At 34.7% G+C, this 21,757-nt stretch carries 18 protein-coding genes, 2 rRNA genes and 3 pseudogenes; 12 read left to right on the top strand and 11 right to left on the bottom strand.

Annotated elements, in window-relative coordinates; all coding sequences use genetic code 11:
* The first annotated feature begins 90 nt into the window (after window positions 1-90).
* The 3 genes from yidC to nusB are packed head-to-tail and all read left to right on the top strand — an operon-like array spanning window position 91 to window position 2,688.
* A complete protein-coding gene (gene yidC, locus WHA_RS00950; protein ID WP_015588874.1) occupies window positions 91-1,800 on the top strand; it encodes a membrane protein insertase YidC in 1,710 nt (569 codons plus the stop codon).
* Window positions 1,778-2,206: a 6,7-dimethyl-8-ribityllumazine synthase gene (locus tag WHA_RS00945; protein ID WP_015588873.1), complete on the top strand. Its 429-nt coding sequence runs from the start codon at window positions 1,778-1,780 to the stop codon at window positions 2,204-2,206. Before yidC ends, WHA_RS00945 begins: the two co-directional genes overlap by 23 nt.
* On the top strand, window positions 2,206-2,688 hold the full coding sequence (gene nusB, locus WHA_RS00940) for a transcription antitermination factor NusB (protein WP_015588872.1): 483 nt from the start codon (window positions 2,206-2,208) through the stop codon (window positions 2,686-2,688). Before WHA_RS00945 ends, nusB begins: the two co-directional genes overlap by 1 nt.
* 118 nt (window positions 2,689-2,806) lie before the next feature.
* Here the strand turns inward: nusB and WHA_RS00935 are convergent, their stop codons facing one another.
* The 4 genes from WHA_RS00935 to yihA form a co-directional block, all read right to left on the bottom strand.
* Entirely contained in the window at window positions 2,807-3,445 is a 639-nt protein-coding gene (locus WHA_RS00935; RefSeq protein ID WP_015588871.1) for a hypothetical protein, read from the bottom strand.
* Between the two features lie 78 nt (window positions 3,446-3,523).
* Entirely contained in the window at window positions 3,524-3,985 is a 462-nt protein-coding gene (gene dut, locus WHA_RS00930) for a dUTP diphosphatase (protein ID WP_015588870.1), read from the bottom strand.
* Window positions 3,986-4,377: 392 nt separating this feature from the next.
* Entirely contained in the window at window positions 4,378-5,289 is a 912-nt protein-coding gene (gene argB, locus WHA_RS00925) for an acetylglutamate kinase (RefSeq protein WP_015588869.1), read from the bottom strand.
* A gap of 4 nt (window positions 5,290-5,293) precedes the next feature.
* The gene (yihA, locus tag WHA_RS00920) at window positions 5,294-5,887 is read right to left on the bottom strand and encodes a ribosome biogenesis GTP-binding protein YihA/YsxC (protein WP_015588868.1); all 594 of its coding nucleotides are present in this window, start codon (window positions 5,885-5,887) and stop codon (window positions 5,294-5,296) included.
* A gap of 98 nt (window positions 5,888-5,985) precedes the next feature.
* Here yihA and prfA point away from each other — a divergent pair, with 98 nt between their 5' ends.
* The gene (gene prfA / locus WHA_RS00915; protein ID WP_015588867.1) at window positions 5,986-7,065 is read left to right on the top strand and encodes a peptide chain release factor 1; all 1,080 of its coding nucleotides are present in this window, start codon (window positions 5,986-5,988) and stop codon (window positions 7,063-7,065) included.
* 27 nt (window positions 7,066-7,092) lie between these two features.
* On the opposite strand, the gene WHA_RS00910 is transcribed toward prfA, so the two are convergent.
* On the bottom strand, window positions 7,093-8,256 hold the full coding sequence (locus tag WHA_RS00910; protein WP_010962461.1) for a multidrug effflux MFS transporter: 1,164 nt from the start codon (window positions 8,254-8,256) through the stop codon (window positions 7,093-7,095).
* Window positions 8,257-8,272: 16 nt separating this feature from the next.
* Here WHA_RS00910 and WHA_RS07455 point away from each other — a divergent pair.
* The 3 genes and pseudogenes from WHA_RS07455 to WHA_RS07450 form a co-directional block, all read left to right on the top strand.
* A pseudogene (locus WHA_RS07455) lies at window positions 8,273-8,415 on the top strand (N-acetyltransferase); the annotation flags it as partial.
* 314 nt (window positions 8,416-8,729) lie between these two features.
* Window positions 8,730-9,659 carry an AEC family transporter gene (locus WHA_RS00905; protein ID WP_015588866.1) on the top strand — a complete coding sequence of 310 codons (930 nt, stop codon included), beginning with the start codon at window positions 8,730-8,732 and terminating at the stop codon, window positions 9,657-9,659.
* 209 nt (window positions 9,660-9,868) lie between these two features.
* Window positions 9,869-10,850: pseudogene (locus tag WHA_RS07450) on the top strand (IS3 family transposase).
* A 93-nt stretch (window positions 10,851-10,943) separates the two neighbouring features.
* On the opposite strand, the gene WHA_RS00895 reads toward WHA_RS07450, so the two are convergent.
* From WHA_RS00895 to pstC, 4 genes are all read right to left on the bottom strand, one after another.
* Window positions 10,944-11,162, bottom strand: coding sequence for an ankyrin repeat domain-containing protein (locus WHA_RS00895; protein ID WP_010962434.1), 219 nt, complete (start codon window positions 11,160-11,162; stop codon window positions 10,944-10,946).
* A 387-nt stretch (window positions 11,163-11,549) separates the two neighbouring features.
* On the bottom strand, window positions 11,550-11,894 hold the full coding sequence (locus WHA_RS00890; protein ID WP_015588865.1) for a F0F1 ATP synthase subunit epsilon: 345 nt from the start codon (window positions 11,892-11,894) through the stop codon (window positions 11,550-11,552).
* Between the two features lie 12 nt (window positions 11,895-11,906).
* Window positions 11,907-13,334 (bottom strand): F0F1 ATP synthase subunit beta, encoded by a 1,428-nt coding sequence (gene atpD, locus WHA_RS00885; protein ID WP_015588864.1) that lies wholly within the window; start codon window positions 13,332-13,334, stop codon window positions 11,907-11,909.
* 101 nt (window positions 13,335-13,435) lie between these two features.
* Window positions 13,436-14,524 carry a phosphate ABC transporter permease subunit PstC gene (gene pstC / locus WHA_RS00880; protein WP_041573560.1) on the bottom strand — a complete coding sequence of 363 codons (1,089 nt, stop codon included), beginning with the start codon at window positions 14,522-14,524 and terminating at the stop codon, window positions 13,436-13,438.
* Between the two features lie 107 nt (window positions 14,525-14,631).
* Between pstC and rpmH the strand changes: the two genes are divergently transcribed.
* From rpmH to WHA_RS07200, 3 genes and pseudogenes are all read left to right on the top strand, one after another.
* Window positions 14,632-14,766, top strand: a complete 135-nt coding sequence (gene rpmH, locus WHA_RS06200; RefSeq protein ID WP_006279898.1) for a 50S ribosomal protein L34 — start codon at window positions 14,632-14,634, stop codon at window positions 14,764-14,766.
* Window positions 14,767-14,785: 19 nt separating this feature from the next.
* Window positions 14,786-15,109, top strand: a pseudogene (gene rnpA, locus WHA_RS06985) (ribonuclease P protein component); the annotation flags it as partial.
* A gap of 214 nt (window positions 15,110-15,323) precedes the next feature.
* Window positions 15,324-15,458 carry a hypothetical protein gene (locus WHA_RS07200; RefSeq protein WP_255324784.1) on the top strand — a complete coding sequence of 45 codons (135 nt, stop codon included), beginning with the start codon at window positions 15,324-15,326 and terminating at the stop codon, window positions 15,456-15,458.
* 85 nt (window positions 15,459-15,543) lie between these two features.
* Here the strand turns inward: WHA_RS07200 and rrf are convergent.
* Window positions 15,544-15,650: ribosomal RNA gene (rrf, locus tag WHA_RS00870) — 5S ribosomal RNA — on the bottom strand.
* A gap of 66 nt (window positions 15,651-15,716) precedes the next feature.
* Window positions 15,717-18,482: ribosomal RNA gene (locus WHA_RS00865) — 23S ribosomal RNA — on the bottom strand.
* A 335-nt stretch (window positions 18,483-18,817) separates the two neighbouring features.
* Between WHA_RS00865 and WHA_RS00860 the strand changes: the two genes are divergently transcribed.
* Window positions 18,818-19,894, top strand: a complete 1,077-nt coding sequence (locus WHA_RS00860) for a methyltransferase domain-containing protein (protein ID WP_015588862.1) — start codon at window positions 18,818-18,820, stop codon at window positions 19,892-19,894.
* Between the two features lie 58 nt (window positions 19,895-19,952).
* Entirely contained in the window at window positions 19,953-21,737 is a 1,785-nt protein-coding gene (locus WHA_RS00855; protein WP_015588861.1) for a ribonucleoside-diphosphate reductase subunit alpha, read from the top strand.
* Window positions 21,738-21,757: the final 20 nt, after the last annotated feature.

The raw sequence follows: 21,757 nt of genomic DNA, 5'->3' as shown, positions 1-21,757 counted from the left end.
GTTAAAAGTTATTATTAAAAATAAGTAAATTTCATTGTTTTAGTACAATATTTAGTATACACTTTAAGAAGATATGTTTGATTTAATTTCATGTCAGAAGCAAAAAGTTTAATTTTGGCAGCTATCCTTTCCATGTTAATCATGGTGTCTTGGCGTATTATTTATGATAATTTTTTTAGTACAAACCAAAACCAGCCATTGATTGAAAATATTGAACATATCGAATCTTTTAACGACCTTGCTCCTATAATATACCAAAATCGTTCTGAAATTATTAATTCTACTCGAGAACAGAGGGTTAGTTTAACCAATAACATGATTAAAGGATCAATTTCTCTGAAAGGTGCAAGGTTTGATGACTTAATTTTAACTAATTACCACTTAGAACCGAATTCTTCTTCTCCACAAGTGGTGTTACTGTCACCTGCAGAATCAAAAGATGTATATTTCGCAGAATTTGGGTGGCTCGATCCGAATAACAAGATTAAAGTTCCAGATTCTAAGGCAGTTTGGCAAGCAGAGAAACTCAATCAAAAAGAGGTCAATTTATTTTGGGATAATGAAAATGGCATTGTGTTTAAAATGAAAATTAGCCTTGACGATAACTACATGTTTAAAATTGAGCAGATTGTTGAAAATAACACAAAAGATAATGTAGTTTTGGTTCCTTATGGTAAAATTAACCGTAAACGTGACAATATCAACGAATCTTATTGGATATCCCATGAAGGAGTACTGGGTGCATTTGATAATAAACTGGAGGAGTGGACGTATAAGGATATCTCCAAGAAACATTTAATAAAAGCAAATACAAGTGAAAAAAATTGGTTTGGTTTTGCTGATAAATACTGGCTCACAGCCATCATACCTGAAAAATCTGATAAAATAAATGTAAGCATTAAACATACTAACGCTAATGATATTGATAAATTTCAAGTAGATTTTGTTAAGTCTTATAAGAGTATACTTCCTGGTGCAAGCACTTCTAATGTGAATTATTTTTTTGCTGGAGCAAAAAAGTTGAATTTACTGGATTCTTATAAGGATACTCTCAATATACCTTTGTTTGATAAAGCTGTAGATTTTGGTGTTCTTTACTTTATAACTAAACCAGTGTTTTTACTGCTTGAATACTTTAACTTCGTTTTAAAGAATTTTGGCTTAGCAATATTATTGCTGACTTTAGTAATCAAACTTTTGATGCTTCCCTTATCTAATAGATCATATGTTTCAATGTTCAAGGTGAAAAGCTTGCAGCCTGAGCTAACTCGTGTAAAAGAGTTGTATAAAAATGACAGCTTAAAGCAGCATAAAGAGACAATTGCATTGTTTAAGAGAAACAACGTAAATCCAATGTCGAGCATTTTTCCCATGCTAATACAAATACCGGTATTTTTTGCTCTATATAAAGTATTATTTGTTACTATAGAGATGAGGCATGCTCCTTTTTTTTTATGGATTAAGGATCTTTCAGCTCCTGACCCAACGAACATCTTTACATTATTTGGGTTGTTTAATTATAACTTTCCTATTTCTATAGGCATTTTACCTATAATTTTCGGTGCCACCATGATAATTCAGCAGAAGCTAAGTGAGAAAGATCAAACCAGTAAAGATGATATTCAAGTAAATGTTATGAAGTTTTTACCTTACATTTCTGTCTTTATTTTTTCCTCTTTTCCTGCCGGCCTGGTAATATATTGGATATTTAGTAATATTATAACTCTAATTCAACAATCATTAATAAAGTTGTTTTTAACAAAAAAAGTGGTAGTAAATGTCGAGAATACTAATAGTTAATTCGATTTATTATACTGAAATAGCGAACCTTTTGCTTGAAGGTGCAATTGATAAATTAAAAGGCAGTAATGCCAGTTACGATGTAGTTGAGGTTCCTGGTACATTTGAGATACCAGCTACAATTCTTTTTGCAGTCAAGAGTGGGCATACTAATTATGATGGTTATTTAGCTCTTGGGTGCGTAATTCGCGGTGAAACCGATCATTATCAATATGTTTGTAAAGGAGTAATTGAAGGCTTAAATGCAGTTGTTATGCATTATGCAATGCCCCTTGGTATGGGCGTAATTACCGCTGACAGCAAAGATAAAGCACTAGTTAGAGCTGATAAAAACAAAAAGAACGTTGGTGGCCATGCAGCCTCAACTGTTTTGCATATGATAGATTTACACAATAAATTAAAATAATGGAGGAAAAACCAGTAGATAAAAAGTGGCGCATAAAAAGAAGCACGGCAAGATTTCTTGCTGTACAAATTGCTTATTCAAATATTTTCGTAGGTTACAACAAAAGCACTTTTAAACTGGGAAATTGTGAGCTTAAGGACTACATAAATAAGTTGAAAGATATATTTGAATGTGAAGAATTTGAACATCAGTTCTTAGAAAACTTGTTATATAAGGTTATAAAAAGCAGTGAAGAATATGATAAAATAATAGAGTCTTATTTACACCCAAGTTGGTCCCTTTCACGGTTAAATCTTATAAGCTTATCTATTTTGCGTGTTGCAATATGTGAGTTAGCTAATTGTGATACGCCAGTTCCAGTTGTCATTAATGAATATACTAACATTGCATCTGATTTACTTGATAAACCAAGCGAAATTGGTTTTATTAATGGGTTATTGGATAAGGCAAAAGATGCAGTTAAATTAAATAAAAATCCTTAGCAGCTTCTCACAACTATATAAAAGTTTATTTTTTAAGGCAATTCCCATTGAGTAACTGACACTAAAAAATAAAGAGGCAGACTTAGCCTGCCTCTTTTACTTCACTTGGCCATACTGTCTATTTTCCTTGTTGTTGAGAAGCAACTTGTTCAACAATAAGCGAGCCTAAATAAGTGTTAACTCCTTTATTCTCATTTTTGTTTAAACCTAATGTTTTATTCCATTCTGTTTTATCTACTGTCTCGAACTTACCTTCTTTGTTTTTCACTTCTAGTGAATTTATACCTAAGAATACAGTATCACCAAACTCCGCTTTACCATCACCAATTTCACCAGTAACATAGTAATTTTTGCCTTCTAAGCTGAAGTTTATACGATATTTATCTTTTATAACCTCACCTTTTTCATTCTTGTTTTGGTTATTTGCTTTTATATCTTCATGCACTTCTTTTGTTACTTGTAACATTACTGTACCATCCTTAATAACAATCTTCGGAGCTTTCAACTCAGATGTTTTATTGTTTTTGCTGATAGCGTATATTGCTAGACTAGTTAGTGCAACAGCAACAATTGCTAATATACCGATTCCAAGTGGTGTAGCTGCAAAAGCTGCAAGTGGAGTAAGCATGCAAGTTGAAGACACCCAATATGGTGCTGAAAGTGCTATTGCTGCGCCTATGACATACAAAGAAGTAAGTGCAACAAGTGCAGTATTTGTTTTGTGAAATTGACCACAGTGATTTTGAAAAGTTAGCATAAACGACCTCGTTTAATAAAATATTAATATGCTTAAATTGTGTATAAAAAAATTGTCATAGTCAAGCTTTTTCGTAAGTTACCTACCACTTGAGCCAAAGCCCCCTGCATTGCGACCGGTTTCTTCTGTGCAGAACTCTTCTCTGTCATCCCAAATTACCTGAGATACCGGAGAAATAAGGATTTGTGCGATTCTATCTCCTCTTTTTATTTCGTATGGTTGATTACTTAGATTAATTAGGCAAATTTTAACCTCACCTCGATAATCAGAGTCTATAGTGCCCGGAGAGTTTAAGACAGTGATTCCATGTTTTGCAGCAAGACCAGAACGTGGGCGTACTTGCCCCTCAAAACCGTTTGGTATTGCAATCACAATTCCAGTTGGAATAAGTAATCTCTCAAGTGGATTTAAAACAGCAGAGTCATTCAATGCAGCATAAAGATCCATACCAGCACTCTGCGTAGTTGCATAACATGGAAGAGACAAGTCTTCTCCGTGTGATAATCTTTTTATTTCTACTTTAATTTTACTTCTTTGCACTCCAATTTACCATCTATGAAGACTCAATTATAGCATGTAAATTGTATCTGCAAAAGTGATAAATGTAAATGATGTCATTCCAGCGCGTGACGCTAGGCCATAAAATTCCTTGACAAGTTCAGTGCTCCTTTTTTTGTCATCCCAGTGCCCCTATGATGTCATTCCAGTCTGGAATCTAGTCCTTATTATGCAGCCACTTGGTTGAAATTAAGTCTTCTGGATCCCAGTGTCTGGGCACTGGGATGACACCCTGACAACCGTCATCCCGCTACTTGTTAGCGGGATCTAGAGATACCGCGAATGAATCGCGGTATGACGTAGATTGCTGTCATTCCAGTGTCAGCTACTTGAATGACACCCTCTTGGTATTCGTGTAGTTGTAAGCAGTATAGCTATAAATCACTCACAATCGATATGCTTGCATTACTCTCAGTAAATAAATCAAGCATAATGTTAGGTATTCTACCATCAACTATGTGAACAACTCCAGCACATTCCTCCGCCATTTTAACGTATGCCATAAGCCTTTCAATAAATTTTTCCCCTTTAATTTTCCCACAATCAATCGATGCATTTAAATTTTTAACAGATATCTTCCTGCCACCAATTTTATCTATTTCTTCATCTGTGTCACTCAAGATTATCATTTTAGATGCAGAAACTGCGATTGCGATTGCGCTTGCAGTGCTATCGGCATCAATATGATATGTTTCCCCATCTTTTCCATGACCAATTGGTGCAATAACTGGTATAAAATCTGATTCTTCAATAAAAAATAATATATCAGGATTGATTTCAGTGGGTCTACCGATGAACCCCATGTCTAATATCTTTTCGATATTATTTGATCTATCTTCTCTAAGCGTAGCGGTTATTTTTTCGGCTTTAATTAAGTTACCATCTTTTCCACATAATCCAATAGCTGAACCACCAGCAGAATTTATATACTGAACAATTTTTTTATTAACTGAACCACACAGTGCCATTTCAATGATTTTCATAGTGTCTTTGTCTGTAAGTCTGATACCATTCACAAACTTACTGTCCATACCCAGCATTTTTAACACCGAGTTAATTTCATATTCTCCGTCATGAATTATTACCGGATTTATACCAAGCTGCTTCAACAAGACAACATTATGCACAAAAGTATTAAATAGTGTTTCATCTAAGATTATTGTACCACCGCATTTAATGACAAAAGTCTCGCCTACAAAGCTAGGTATGTTAGATAGCACTTCAAGTAATATTTCTGCTTTTTGTTCAAATGATACCTCACCCTTTAAAAATTCGCTACTCTTCATTTTTTTATCTTGTAAACTTGAAAAACTCATCTCTTACCTTGGTTATTTTATGCTTAACACGGATGCTCATTTGATGAATTGACACATTCTCATTATTAATCCATTTTTGAATATCTTCTATAACAGCACCTAAGCTTTTTTGACTTACTTTATCTATTTTTGTTAGCACAATGTTAAAGTTAATGTTATTATATATTAACCAATAAATGAAGTCTTTGTCTATTTCTTTTAATCCTACCTTGCTATCTATCAACACAAACACTCTTCTTAGATTTCTTCTTTGAATTAGATAATACTCAATTAAGTTTAAATATTGTATAATTTCCTCCTTACCTGCATGAGAATAACCATACCCTGGCAGGTCAACAAGCCTGAACTTATCATTGTACATAGAGTAAAAATTTATTTGTCTAGTGCATCCAGGTTTAGAGGAAACTCTGGCAGCTTTTTTGCTGTTTATCAGTAAGTTAATCAGACTGGATTTTCCTACATTTGATCTACCAGCAAACGCAATCTCTGGAGCCGATTCATCTGGTAATGTTTTTATGTCCGAAGCTCCAAATATGAAATTGCAGTTTGATGTTATCTGTTTTGCCATTATATTCAACTAGAAGGTAGTAGGTATATTATAGTGTTATTGCTTGATATAAGAAATTTTTTATTTCAGTATATACTACTTAGCTAGATCTGTGCTATATGGATATGGAAAATAATTTACAAGACTTAAAGAAAAAATTTAATGATATAGAGAGGAATTTGGAAAATCCTACCAATTTAAGTCAAAAAGAATTCATTACCCTTTCAAAGGAATACTCTGAGCTCAGGCCAATAATCAAGATAATTGATGAATATAACACGCTGAAAGAGGAAATTTCAGACTTAGAAGAAATAATGAAAGATGAAAACAGCGAAGGTGATATAAAAGAGTTAGCAAAAGAAGAATTTTTCGAAAAGCAGAAGGTATTATTACCAAAAATAAAAGCAAAATTAAAGTTAGCATTACTGCCCAAAGATGAAGATGACTCAAGAAATGCAATATTAGAAATTAGAGCAGGTACAGGCGGAGAAGAAGCAGCATTATTTGCAGCAATGTTATTTCGTATGTATCAAAAATATGCAGAAAGAAGAAATTGGAAGTTCGAGCCAATAAGCATTTCTAATACAGGTATAGGTGGCTATAAGGAAGCTTCTGCACTCATTAATGGAACAGAAGTTTTTGCAAGGTTGAAATTTGAATCAGGGGTGCACAGAGTACAGAGAGTGCCAGAAACTGAATCCTCAGGAAGGTTGCATACCTCTGCCGCTACTGTTGCGATATTACCTGAAGTAGAAGAAGTTGACTTTAAAATAGAAGAAAAAGACTTACGAATAGATGTTTATAGATCCAGTGGTCCTGGAGGGCAATCAGTGAATACAACTGACAGCGCAGTAAGGGTCACCCACTTGCCAACAGGGATAGTTGTGATACAGCAAGATGAAAAATCGCAGCATAAAAATAAAGCTAAAGCGCTCAAAGTATTGAGGGCAAGGCTATACGAAATTGAAAGACAAAAAAAAGAAATGGAAAGGTCAACAATGAGGAAAAGTCAGATTGGCTCTGGTGATCGTTCCGAGCGCATAAGAACATATAATTTCCCACAATCAAGAATAACAGACCACAGAATTAATCTAACTTCACATCGGCTAGAGCAGATTATAAAAGAAGGCGAACTAGATGAATTTATTGAGGCATTAATCTCACGTAATGAAGCAGAAAGATTGGCAGGGGAAAGTTAGCAGCCTACAATGGAATATCTTTATTAATTACATAGGATCTTTTAAACGCAATAGATAGACAGTAAAAACAAGTTCTAGTACTATCGCGGATAAAACAAGAACAGCTACACTAATTGTTTGACCATTGTAAATGTAGCTTGTTAAGCCGATAAAAATAGCCATGATAAAAGCTCTAATGAACGAGACTGCAGAAGAAGCTGTGCCTTTAATTTCAGGGAAAACATTTATTGATGCATTAAAAATCACTGGCTGGAAAATTGCACAACCGATAGAAAAAATAATCATAGACAGTGTTACTAAGTAGAAAGAGTGGGGTACAATTATACTGAATATTACAAGCAATAGAGACCCAATAGCACCCACGCTCGTACCAGAAATTACACACTTTATTGCTCCAAGTTTCTGCAAGATTTTGCCAGCAAATAGACTGATGAGTGAGAAGCACCCAACTATTGCACCTTGATGTAGTGCATAAATAGTGCTAGATAAACCAAAAGTCTTCATATACAGAAAAGGTCCACAAGTAATGAATGACATATACGCAGCAGAAAAGAGGCTTGACATCAAAGACAACGTAACAAACCTCGGATTAGATAGTAGTTTTCTGTAATCTTTCATCGTTTTTTTTAAACTGAAAATATCGCGGTTCTTTTTTGTTTCTGGTAACGCTAAAAGCAGCAAAACCCAAGAGATCAAACAAAGTATTGCAACAGTTGCATAATTACCACGCCATCCTACAATTTCATTGATGAAACTGCCTAACACTGGCGCAATTGCCATGACAACTGTAAGAACAGAATTCATGATTCCAATAAATTTCACCGCTTCGTCGCCTTTGTAGCTGTCTGCAACGATTGCAAACACAACTACAGATGTGCTAACACCAATGCCCTGAACAAAGCGAGAGATTAAAAGCCAAAAAATCGACGGTGCAAAAACACAACCAACAGCGCCGATTAATAACAAAGTGTTACCTATGATCATAATTCTCCTTCTGCCATAGCATTCAGACAATGGACCAAAAAACAACCCTCCTATGCAAAAGCCTAGGAAATTATAAGCAATAGTTAATTGAATTATGCCTTCCGGTACGTTAAAATAGTGCACCATATCAGGAAAACTAGGTACGGAAATGTCAATTTCAATGAACTTGGCAATGAGAGACAGGATTAACAGAAATGGTAGTAACATTTGAGATTTTTAATTAATGAATAAAAATATCACATTTAAAGCGTTGAAAGAAAACATTTTTTACTGTTATTAAAATGGTTAGAAACACCTCATGTGAAGGAATGGTGGATAAATTGGACACTAGGGTTAATTAAAGAAAAATATGACAACTATGTTAAAGCTCTTACTCTCTGTCCTAACTTTACTTATTTCCTCTTACTTTTTCAACAGTCCGTCTAAATTACTACAAGCAGTTTAATTTTTAGTAAATATGTCATTATTCAAAAATATGCAAGAAGCTTTATAGAAACTTAACATAATTTTATCATAAAAATGTCATTCTTAAGTCCTATGTAAAAACGAATTTTGGCACCAAGTGAATCTTTTTTAATTAACTATGAGCTGGATAAATTGGAAAATAAATTTTGTTTACTTTTACAATACCTTAAGATCTAATATAACTTTATCAGTCAAAAGTATCACAATAGGCTAGTATGTTCTTTACTCTTTTCCTAAAAATATTACCTATTTATATTACGATATTTATTGGTTATTTAGCAGGAAAATGTCTTAAAATTGATAGAAAAACTATATCTCAAATACTCTTTTATATAGCTAATCCAATAGTGATTTTATATGGAGTTTCTCATACAGAAGTTAATTTAAAAGTAATTTCTCTGCCGATTTTGATATGGTTTATAGGTAGCACTATGTCCTTATCAGTGTATTATCTTTCTTCTTTTTTATTTAAGGATAACACGAGAAACATATTAGCATTTAGTTCGGGCAGCACAAGTATGGGTTATTTTGGCCTGCCGATTGCCATGGCTTTATTTGATGAAGATTCAGTATCTGTATATGTTGTTTGTTATATAGGAATGGCGCTATTTGAAAACAGCTTAGGATTTTACATAGCTGCAAATGGTATTTATACCGCAAAAGAATGCATATTAAAGTTGTTCAAACTTCCTTCGCTTTATGCGATGGTTCTGGGCTTCTTTTTAAGTATATACGATATACAAATACCTACTTTTTTAACAGATGTTATGATGAACATTAGAAGTACATTTGTCACATTAGGAATGGTGCTACTTGGAGTGAGCATTGCGAATATTGCAAGCTTTAAAATAGATTGGAAGCTTGCTTTGATCACTATTACAGCAAAGTACGTATTCTGGCCACTGTTTGTTTTAGGAATTGTCCTTTTAGACAAGCATGTTATAGGTATATACGATGAGAGCATATATAAAGCACTGATGTTGCTGGCTATTATTCCAGTTTCTGGGTCCAGTATAATACTTGCTAATATTTTGAATTATCAACCAGATAAAGCTACTCTGTTGCTTCTAATCAGTACTGCAGTGGGACTGTTTTATGTTCCACTAATAATATCATTATTTTTTACTAAACTTGTTCCTTTTTGATCAAAAAATTAAGCGCTTGCACAACCATTATTTGGGTAACAACACAAGACATTGATAAAACTTGAATTTATAGCTAAAGCAACTTCTACAATTTGGTAACCCGTCATCCCGCTACTAGTTAGCGCCGCGGCGGTAAATTGACCTTACCCAGAAAAAGTAGAGAGAAAGTTAAGACGTTTTTGGAGTAAAATAAAACGTTTTTTCAAAATATGACAAATAGAAGAGAATATACAGCAGAATTCAAATTAGAAGCTGTTAAGCTGGTTAAAGAAACAGGTCAAGCAAGTACAAAAATAGCAAAAGATCTAGGTATAGATGGCAGTATGTTAAGTAAGAAAATATGATGGAAAAATGTCTGGAGCATACGCATTTCCAGGCAAAGGCTCCTTATGACAAAGAAAGATTTGATCTAAAAAAAGAGCTAATAAGAGAAAGAGACATCTTAAAAAAAGCCCTGGGCAAAGAAAAAGAGTAAAGTATTCTTTTATATAGAAATTGCTATAAAACACAGGAACTATGTAGGGTTTTGTACTGGTGGTATTGGTTGCTAAGGAAAAAAGCAGTAAAGAATTAGCAAAAGAAGGGCTTCTAGCAGATATTCAAAAAATACATCAAGCATTCTAAATGCAGATATGGAGCCCCTAAAATTCACGCTGAATTAAAAGCTTTAGGCAAAAATTAAAACAGTACAAAGTGTTATGCAAGAAAATGGCATTAAAACCAAGCTTAGACGAAGGTTCAAAAATAAAAAACAGCAAATAAGCAACCGAGTTGTGGCTCCGAACACATTGGATCAAAATTTTACTACTGATCAGCCAAATAAAGTTTGGGATTACCTACATAAAAACTAAAGAAGGTTGTTGGCGGCAATAATTGACCTATATTCACGCATGGTGGTTAATGAGTAACATGATAATTAGTTATAGATTCTTTATTGATGGCCGTTGATAAACGCAAACCCGATAAAAATCTGCTGTTACATAGCGATCAAGGGTCACAGTATACCTCTCAAAATTACCAATTTCTATTGAATACAAAAAACATCATTTCCAGCATGAGCCATAAGGGCTGTTGTTACGATAACTCTGTTGCAGAAAAGTTCACTTAAAAGGGAGCTGCTTATTGATACTTCTCGCTCAACAAACCAGAACTGCCATATTTGAATACATAGAAATCTTTTATAACAAATAACGTAGACATTCTACTATTAACTATTGCATTCCTGCACAATTTATTCTCATGATAAAAACGTCTTAACTTTCTCTCTACTTTTTCTGGGTAAGGTCAATTTGGGTCTGCACCATTTTTGAGTAATAGTTTTACTTCTTGTGCATTACCATCTTCTACAGCTAGGAATAATTGTTCTTCCTGTGTTTTTACGCGTGTTTCCACATTAGATATAAAAAATAACAATACTAAACATGCAATACCAATAATGCTAATATATTTTATAACTTTTCTCATAAGATATTTTACAATGCTTCTAATAATATTAGATATCATCTATAAAATTAAAAAATCCATGAAAGGGGATGAAAATATGTAAAAAAGTATTATTGATTAATTAAAAACAGATTTTGATTTGATAATACTAATAAAATCGATTTATCTTAAATTTACGTTGATTTTTACCTGTTATTTTTTGTAGTTTATCCAACGTAAATTCCAGGTAAAACAAAGTCGTTATCTCCAACCGTTACAACCAACTCTCCTTCTTTAATTTTTATTTGATTAGGTGTATGGTCCCATACCATCACACTCTGGGATCATACACCTAAAGTACTCCGACACTGGGATGACACCCAGGGGTTTCTGGGATGACAAAAAAGAGCCCCCTGAGCAAAAATCTTATAGCCACTTGAATGATAATTGACTTTTTGCCTAAAATAACTAAGAAAGAAACTTCTCATCAAGATAACTTAAATATATACTAATTCTCTTATTTTTAAACGATTTCTCATCATGAATTGCACGATCAAAAACCTGAATTTGACTTGTTATAATGCTACAATTATTATTTGCAACTTCTAATACGCCACTATCAATTACAACCTTCTTTTCTATTTGGTTACTCATTTTAACAGTAATCATACCAGGCAATAAATAAATTAAGTAAGGAGCATGGTGAGCTAAAATCATAAGCTCCCCTTCGAGCCCAGTTACTGAAAGAGAAACCACTCCACTGAATGAAATTTGATCATCAGGAGAGAAAAATTGCACTTTAAAAGTATTCATAATCTTTAACTTTTATTTAGCTTCAGCTTGTATTAATTCAGCCTTTTTTATTGCTTCATCTATATTCCCCACCATATAAAAAGCAGCCTCTGGTAAGTGATCATATTTGCCTTCAACAATCCCTTTAAAACTGGAAACAGTATCAGAAAGTGAAACAAATTTACCAGGCATGCCAGTAAATATTTCTGCAACGTGAAAAGGTTGAGAAAGAAATTTCTGAATCTTACGAGCCCTATCAACAATAATTTTATCTTCATCAGATAGCTCATCCATACCAAGTATTGCGATAATATCTTGCAGTGATTTATAAGTTTGCAATATACGTTTCACCTCAGAAGCTACATTATAATGTTCTTCACCAATGATTTCAGCAGATAAAGACTGAGAAGTTGAATCAAGTGGATCAACAGCAGGGTATATTCCCATTTCAGCTATTTGCCTTGACAACACTGTGGTTGCATCAAGGTGAGAGAATGTAGTTGCTGGGGCTGGATCAGTTAAATCGTCCGCAGGAACATATATAGCTTGCACAGAAGTAATAGAGCCAGAAGTTGTTGAAGCTATTCTTTCTTGCATTGCACCCATATCAGTTGCAAGGGTTGGCTGATAACCAACAGCTGACGGTATTCTTCCAAGTAAAGCAGAAATTTCAGAACCAGCTTGTGTAAATCTAAAGATATTATCCACAAAAAATAGAACATCTTGGTTTTCACGGTCACGAAAATACTCTGCCATAGTAAGTGCTGTTAAAGCAATTCTAGCCCTTGCTCCAGGAGGCTCATTCATCTGACCATAAACCAAAACAGCTTGAGATTTTTCATGCTCATTTATATTTATTACATTTGAAGTGATCATCTCGTGATAAAGATCGTTACCTTCACGCGTTCTCTCCCCTACCCCGGCAAACACAGAAAATCCTTTATGAGCTTTTGCTATATTATTAATTAATTCCATTATTAGGACTGTTTTACCAACACCGGCTCCACCAAATAAGCCAATTTTTCCTCCTTTAAGATAAGGTGCAAGAAGATCTATAACTTTTATTCCCGTAACTAAAACTTCTTCCTGTATTCTCTGTTCAGTAAAACTTGGAGGTGCTCTGTGTATAGGCTCTAAGTTATACTTTCCCTTCAGTGGACCACACTCATCTATAAGCTCTCCAACAACATTAAAAATCCTTCCTAAAGTTGAACGCCCAATTGGCACCGATATTGGTGCACCTGTATCAACAAATTCATCCCCCCTTGACATGCCATCTGTGCTATCCATAGCAATACAACGAACTATATTGTCACCTATATGCTGCGAAACTTCTAAAACCAGCTCCTTATCCTTATATTTTAGTTTGCTTTTTAAAGCATTAAATATTTTAGGCAATTCACCTTCAAATTTTATATCAACAACTGCTTGAGTTACCTTAATCGCTCTACCTATATTCATCTCTTTATTTTTATCACCTAACACTATAATTCCATAAAAGAACTTCTAAAGAAAATAAATTTTATATTATTAATAGAAATTTTGCAACATTAAAACGCTTACTAGTTACGCTTCATTACAAACAATGCAAATGCATTTAATAGCCAAGTAATAATAAACAATACTAAACTAAGCGCATAAGCAACAAGAGTTTGTACACTATTGAAATCCTGATCTCCGGTAAGTAATGTAGCGATCTGCACGGTAATGGTAGTAACTGAATTAAGAGGGTTAAAAGTCAAATTTGCGTTGATTCCCACAGCCATTAGCACAATCATTGTTTCACCTATCACTCTTGAAATTGACAATAAAATTGCACTTAAAATTGTAGGCATTGCATAAGGTATTGTTATATGCCATATAGTTTCCGCTGGAGTTGCACCAAGTGCCATGAAGCCATAACGCAAGCTTTTTGGAACAGATCTTATGGCATCTTCGAGTAAAGAAATAATAAAAGGAAGAATCATTATCCCAATCGATAAACCGGCAACTAAGGCACTTTCTGAGTGTATACTTAAACCAAAAAAATTTGCTACCTGCTTTATAAAGAAAGACAAAAACACAACCGCGAAATATCCATATACAACCGTAGGAATAGCAGACAAAACTTGCAAAGTTGTATTAACAATATAACGCACTTTCTCACTCGCATATTCACTAATATATATTGCAGAAAATAAACCAAGCGGAACGACAACTAACATTGCTATAATAGTTATAAGTAATGTACCAACTAAAAGCGGCGCTATACCAAAACATCCTATCTTCTCTTCATTGATAGTGACTACATTGTGGCCCCATTTCAAGCAAAACAAGAATTCTGAAATAGCTACTTTATTAAAAAAACTAATGGATTGAATAAAAATAGACAGCATTATAAATAAAGTGATAAAAAATGATATGGCCAAAGCCACAAATAACGAAAGTTTTATTATCTTATTTCTTTTATTTTTAAAGATAAAAGCAAGCATGAAAAAAAGTAACGCTATAGAAATAAAAGTTACAAAACAATTATTATAGAATACTAACAACCAAGTTAGCATCCATACACAACTAAGATATAGATAAGATTTAACCTTATTTACTTCTTGAAACCTACTAAAACAAAATAAAAGGATTAGTAAGACAGGTATGACTATCACCGAATTCATTCTTCCATGCATCAAATTTTATTCTACGAAAATGTCATACAAGTTCACCATTATTTGACAATAAAGTAAAACAATTTAAAATAAATAATTATATTAATATAAAAACAATGAAGAGAACATTTCAACCAAAAAATTTGATAAGAAAGCGCAGACACGGATTTCGTTCACGTATGGCAACAAGAGCTGGAAGAAAAATCCTTAATAGGCGCCGTTCATTAGGGTGTAACAAATTATGCGCATAGTAAGTATAAAAAAAAAGATTTTTCTTCTGCTTTCAAAAATAAGTTAGCACTCAACAGTCTTTTTTATCGTGGGCTTTATATATCACTGTACGCTATAAAAGAAAGAGAACCTGAAAAGTACATTCATACTATTAGAGTAGGTCTGGCTATCAGTAAAAAAACCGGAAAAGCAGCAAAAAGAAATAAAATAAAAAGGCAACTACGAATGCTTGCTAAAATTAGCATTTTAAATATAAGTAATATAGGGCACTACTACATAATACTAACTCATAGAAACATTATGCAAGCAAGTTATAAAAATTTACAAAAAGATCTAACTATTTGCTTAAAAAAGATAAAATAAAAAAAATCTCAATTAAGGTATTTACAACTATATTTTTTATGATAATATAGGTAAAATTTTTAAAAATAGTTAATGGGTGTGATGAATGGTAGAGCATATAAAAGAGGTAAATAACACAGGCTTTGGTCAGATGTATCAATTCTTATTTCTTCCTAAAGGAACAGGAACAGATTAGAGGTCAGCATTTCGCCAACAAGAAGAATTATTTAAAAAAGTGGGAGGTAATGTAATATTACCAGAAATCAGTAATTCTCCTTCAAAAGGGAATCAATTAGGGGAAGTAGGAACAATGCTAAATAATGTAGAAAATGACCAAGAACATATAAGAAAAAAAAGATATCATAGTTAAAGTAAAAACTTAAAGAATAGTAACAAAACAAGAAAGTTAAAATATAAGTATACCTACTGTCTAATTAACAAAGAAATTTTTATAAACTTGGCGGCGACCTACTCTCCCTTTTCAAGTACCATCAGCGCTAAAAAGTTTCACTTCCGAGTTCGAGATGAGATCGGGTGGTTCATTTTTGCTATAGCCACCAAGTCAATAAAAATTTCTAACTTAACAATTTTAACTTAATATTTAACACTGCATACACACATATAGAAAGCAAATAAATCAATCAGGCTATTAGTACTAGTTAGCTTCACATGTTACCATGCTTCCACACCTAGCCTATCAACGTGGTAGTCTTCCACGACCTTAATTGGGAAATCTTTTTGAAGAGGGTTTCTTGCTTATATGCTTTCAGCAATTATCCCATCTATACATAGCCACCCAGCGATGCTATTGGCATAACAGCTGGTACACCAGAGGTATATCCATCTCGGTCCTCTCGTACTAGAGTCAGACCTTCTCAAATTTCCTTCACCCACGGCAGATAGAAACCGAACTGTCTCACGACGTTCTAAACCCAACTCACGTATCACTTTAATCGGCGAACAGCCGAACCCTTGGGACCTTCTTCAGCCCCAGGATGTGATGAGTCGACATCGAGGTGCCAAACGGTGTCGTCGCTATGAACGCTCGAACACCATCAGCCTGTTATCCCCGGCGTACCTTTTATCCGTTGAGCGATGACCCTTCCATACAGAATCACCGGATCACTATGACCGACTTTCGTCTCTGCTTGGCTTGTCAGCCTCGCAGTCAGGCAAGCTTATGCCATTATACTATCAAGCTGATTTCCGACCAGCTCTAGCTTACCTTCGCACGCCTCCGTTACTTTTTAGGAGGCGACCGCCCCAGTCAAACTACCCACCATACAATGTCCTAGTTCCAGATAATGAAACATAGTTAGATATCAAAAGTGTAAAGAGTGGTATCTCAAGGTTGACTCCATTATAGCTAGCGCCATAACTTCAAAGTCTCCCACCTATCCTGCACATCACAGTTTTAATAGCAATGTAAAGCTATAGTAAAGGTGCACGGGGTCTCTTCGTCTAACCGCGGGTACCCCGCATCTGCACGGGGAATTCAATTTCGCTGAAGTGATGTTGGAGACAGTGGAGAAATCGTTACGCCATTCGTGCGGGTCGGAACTTACCCGACAAGGAATTTCGCTACCTTAGGACCGTCAGTGTTACGGCCGCCGTTTACTGGGGCTTCAATTCGGAGCTTGCACCCTTCCTATTAACCTTCCAGCACCGGGCAGGCGTCAGACTCTATACTTCCACTTACGTGTTTGCAGAGTCCTGTGTTTTTAGTAAACAGTCGCTACTCCCTATTTTGTGCCACCTACTCATAGTTGCCTAAAAGCAGGTTACCCTTCTTCCGAAGTTACAGGTATAATTTGCCGAGTTCCTTCAACATCATTCTTTCAACACCTTAGTATACTCTACTCATCCACCAGTGTCGGTTTGCGGTACGGCCTCATAAATATAAGTGCTATTTCCTGGAGCTTCTTTTAAGCATAGATCAATCCAATAAGATCTATACAAATACGAAACCCGTCACACTTAAGAGGTTTAGGAATATTAACCTAATTGCCATCGACTACTCCTTTACGGACTCGCCTTAGGAACCGACTAACCCTACGCAGATTAACTTAACGTAGGAACCCTTAGATTTTTGGTGAGAGTGTTTTTCACACTCTTTTACGCTACTTATGTCAGCATTCTCACTTCCGATATCTCCAGCAGTTTTCACAAACCACCTTCACAGACTTACGGAACGCTCCGCTACCGCGCCTATTGATCGAAATCAATAAGCACTCACATCTTCGGTATACAGCTTTAGCCCCGGTACATTTTCAGCGCAGAAAAACTTATTTAGACAAGTGAGCTGTTACGCTTTCTTTAAAGGATGGCTGCTTCCAAGCCAACCTCCTAGCTGTAATGGTTTTTCTACTTCCTTCCCCACTTAGCTGTAATTTTGGGACCTTAGATAGTGATCTGGGTTGTTTCCCTCTTCACCACGGACTTAGCACCCGTAGTGTGCCTGCTATATAATTAATTGTTGGTATTCGGAGTTTAGTTAGATTTGGTAAGACGGTGAATCCCCCTAGTCTATCCAGTGCTCTACCCCCAACAACATACATACAACGCTCTACCTAAATAGATTTCGCGGAGAACCAGCTATTTCCAAGTTTGATTGGCCTTTCACCCCTAATCACAACTCATCCAATAATGTTGCAACATTAACTGGTTCGATCCTCCAGTGTGTTTTACCACACCTTCAATCTGGTCATGACTAGATCACTTGGTTTCGGGTCTAATCCATAAAACTAAAACGCCCTATTCAGACTTGCTTTCGCTACGCCTACACCTAACGGCTTAAGCTTGCTTCATAGATTAACTCGCTGACCCATTATGCAAAAGGTACGCTGTCACTCTAAATATCAATAAATTGATATAGAGCTCCAACTGTTTGTAAGCACTTGATTTCAGATTCTATTTCACTCCCCTCCCGGGGTTCTTTTCACCTTTCCCTCACGGTACTTGTTCACTATCGGTCGTTAAGGAGTATTTAGGCTTGGAGGATGGTCCCCCCATATTCAAACAGGATTTCACGTGCCCCGCTCTACTCAAGGATTTAAAAACTTTCTACTTATACAGGACTATCACCTTCTATGGTTACTATTTCCAGAGTATTCTAATTCTTATTCTTAAATCACTAGCCTTTTCCGCTTTCGCTCGTCACTACTAACAGAATCTCGGTTGATTTCTTTTCCTTTGGCTACTTAGATATTTCAGTTCACCAAGTTTGCTTTACATACTTAGTACGTAATAACTAGCTAAACTAGTTGGGTTTCCCCATTCGGAAATCTGCGGATCAAAATTTGTTGACAATTCCCCACAGCTTATCGCAGCCTGCCACGTCCTTCATCGCCTCTTAACGCCAAGGCATCCATCAAGTGCTCTTAATAATTTATTTATCCGACTATATGCAGAATATGCAGAGTTAAATATTATTAAAATTGAATTGAGATTAAATTAATCTCTACCATAAAACTTGTCAAACATCTAAAAACTAAATTAATCTTTTATATGTTATAACCTAATAAATAATATGTCAACGCCTTTTTGCACAAAACATTTACTTATATTATCAACAACAATATACTAGCAATCCTAAACAGTATAATCTGAGAAATATGTGGTAAACTTATATATACAGTAAAAATTAATAAAAAAGATATTTTGTAAGATAAAATGTGTTAAAATCAATTGCCTAAAAATGATAATAAACATTCGGAGTATTTCTAACGTATGAAAAGTAATCTCTCTTTTATAAAAAACGTTGCTTTAAATTGTATGTCTAAGCTCATTGGCGTATTAAATATTAAGAAAGTAAAACACTTCATTGTGAATAAATATAATACTCTTCATAAAGAAATGACAGTGCTTCTTAAAAAATCTAAGAACCTGTTAAACACCAACATTGAAATCGGTTTATATCACTTTTATAAAGGTAGCATATCAGATGCAAAGTTACGATTTTGGTTAATTAGCATATTTTACCCCCATTTACCTATAGTCTGGTATAACATCGGAAGGTGTCATTTTGCGGTAGGGAATACTAACAAAGCTTATAATTATTTAACAAGGGCACTAAAATTAGATAATGACCACGAGGAGGCGTCTTACTATATAAAAAAAATGACAAACTCAGCGCCTATTACAGAATTGCCAAAAAACCTCATAAGACAATATTTTGATTACACAGGTGAATATTTTGTTGAGCATTGGTTGATTGCCAAACAATATAGAGGGCATGAACTTGTACACATGATAATTACAAAAATCTTCAACAACTCCACTTCTGAGCTCAATATACTCGACCTTGGTTGTGGAACTGGAATATGTGGTCATTTCTTGAAAATAAATAGTATTGGAAACCATATAATAGGAATTGACATTTCAAGTAGAATGCTAAATATCGCAAGAGGATGCTTTATAAAAGGTAAGCCTGTTTACAATGAATTAATACATATGGAAATGAAAGAGTTTCTTAAACAAGAGAAAAACCAGCAGTATGATGTAATTATCTTTGCTGAAGTGCTACATTATCTACATGACTTTCAAGAAGAATTGGAATTAGCAAAAAGATCTACGAGCAAAAAAGGGGTTATTGTATGTTTAATAAGAAGAAAGGAAGGTGAAGGTATTGACTTTGTAAATAAAGGAGACTATTTTCGTCACTCAGAAAGTTATGTTCAACATGTTGCAAAAGAAATAAATATGCAAATAAGTTATATGAGTTACTGTAAAATATATGGCAGTCAGGTTGACGGTATCTTGTTTGCATTACAGCATCAACAAGAAAATCCGAAAAACCTAACTTAAAAATCGCTCAAAATGACTTTTAAGTATCTATATATAATAAAAGAATAAAAGGAACTTTATGAATAACATTACCATTAATTACGCAAAGGACAGCAAATTAACCGACTTTGGAAAAGCAGTTCTATCAGACAGGTATTTAATAGAAAATGAAAGTTATCAAGACCTCTTTGCACGTATTGCTAATTACTATTCTGATAATAAAGAACATGCGCAGCGTCTTTATGACTACATGAGCAACTTGTGGTTCATGCCTTCAACACCAATACTCAGCAATGGTGGCACTAAGAGAGGGTTACCTATCTCTTGCTTTCTTAATGAAACCGAAGACAGCTTGCAGGGAATAGTTGATCTATGGAATGAAAATGTTTGGCTTGCTGCAAGTGGAGGAGGCATAGGTAGTTATTGGGGAAATTTACGCTCAATAGGCGAAAGCGTAAAGGGTAGCGGCAAAACATCAGGAATTGTTCCATTTATTGTAGTGCAAAATGCTCTAACGCTTGCAATTAGTCAGGGATCCCTAAGGCGAGGAAGTTCAGCAGTCTACCTTCCTGTATCTCATCCGGAGATAGAAGAGTTTCTAGATTTACGCAAGCCAACAGGCGGTGACCCAAATCGCAAAGCGTTAAATATACATCATGCTGTAATAGTAACAGATAAATTTATGCAGGCTGTTGAGAATGATCAAGAATGGAATTTAATAAGCCCTCACAACAATAAGGTTATTTCAACTGTAAAAGCGCGGGATATATGGATCAAAATATTAACAGCAAGAGTTGAAACTGGAGAACCTTACATTATTTTCCTTGATGCAACAAATAACAATAAGCCAGAATCTTACAAAAAGCTCAACTTAGACATCAAGATGTCAAATCTATGCAGTGAAATAACTTTAACCACAGGTTATGATCACCTGAATAAGTCACGCACTGCTGTGTGTTGTCTATCATCCGTAAACCTTGAGTACTACGAAGAATGGAAAGACAATAAACTCTTCATAGAAGATATAATGCGCTTTCTTGATAATGTATTGGAAGATTTCATAAATAAAGCACCGAATGAAATGCAGCGAGCAAAATATTCTGCAGCCAGAGAACGCAGTATTGGTCTTGGTGTGATGGGCTTTCACTCATTTTTACAAAGCAAAATGGTTCCTTTTGAATCAGTAACAGCACAACAATGGAATAAAAAAATATTTAAGTATTTACGCGAGCAAGCAGATATAGTTTCTAAAAAATTAGCAGAAGAAAAGGGAGCATGTTCTGATGCCAAAGAAGTTGATCTAATGGAAAGGTTTACACACAAACTCGCTATTGCTCCTACTGCTTCGATCTCCATTATTGCAGGTAATACCTCTCCTGGAATAGAACCATATGCAGCAAACGTATTCATACAAAAGACACTTACAGGCTCATTTGTAGTGCGAAATAAATTCTTGCAAAAACTATTAGCAGAAAAAAATCAAGACAATGATAAAATATGGTCTTCAATTTCAACAAACGAGGGTTCCGTTCAGCATTTAGATTTTCTTAGTGAGCATGAAAAATTGACATTTAAAACAGCGTACGAGCTTGACCAAAGATGGATTATAGAACATGCAAGTGATAGAACTTCGTATATTTGTCAATCTCAATCAGTAAATCTGTTCTTACCTGCCAACGTACATAAACGTTACTTGCACAAAATACACATGCTTGCTTGGAAAAAAGGATTGAAGAGCTTATATTACTGCAGATCACAATCAATGCAGAGAGCCGATAAGGTCTCGCATGACATATTCAAAAAAAGTGAAATATTGCAACAAAAAACAGATATTGACTACGATGAATGTCTGTCATGCCAATAGCGGCCTTACTCAAAAAAGTA

This window comes from Wolbachia endosymbiont of Drosophila simulans wHa (assembly GCF_000376605.1).
GTDB lineage: Bacteria > Pseudomonadota > Alphaproteobacteria > Rickettsiales > Anaplasmataceae > Wolbachia > Wolbachia pipientis.
Note: the sequence above shows the minus strand (reverse complement) of the source record. Positions and strands in the feature narration are given on the sequence as shown.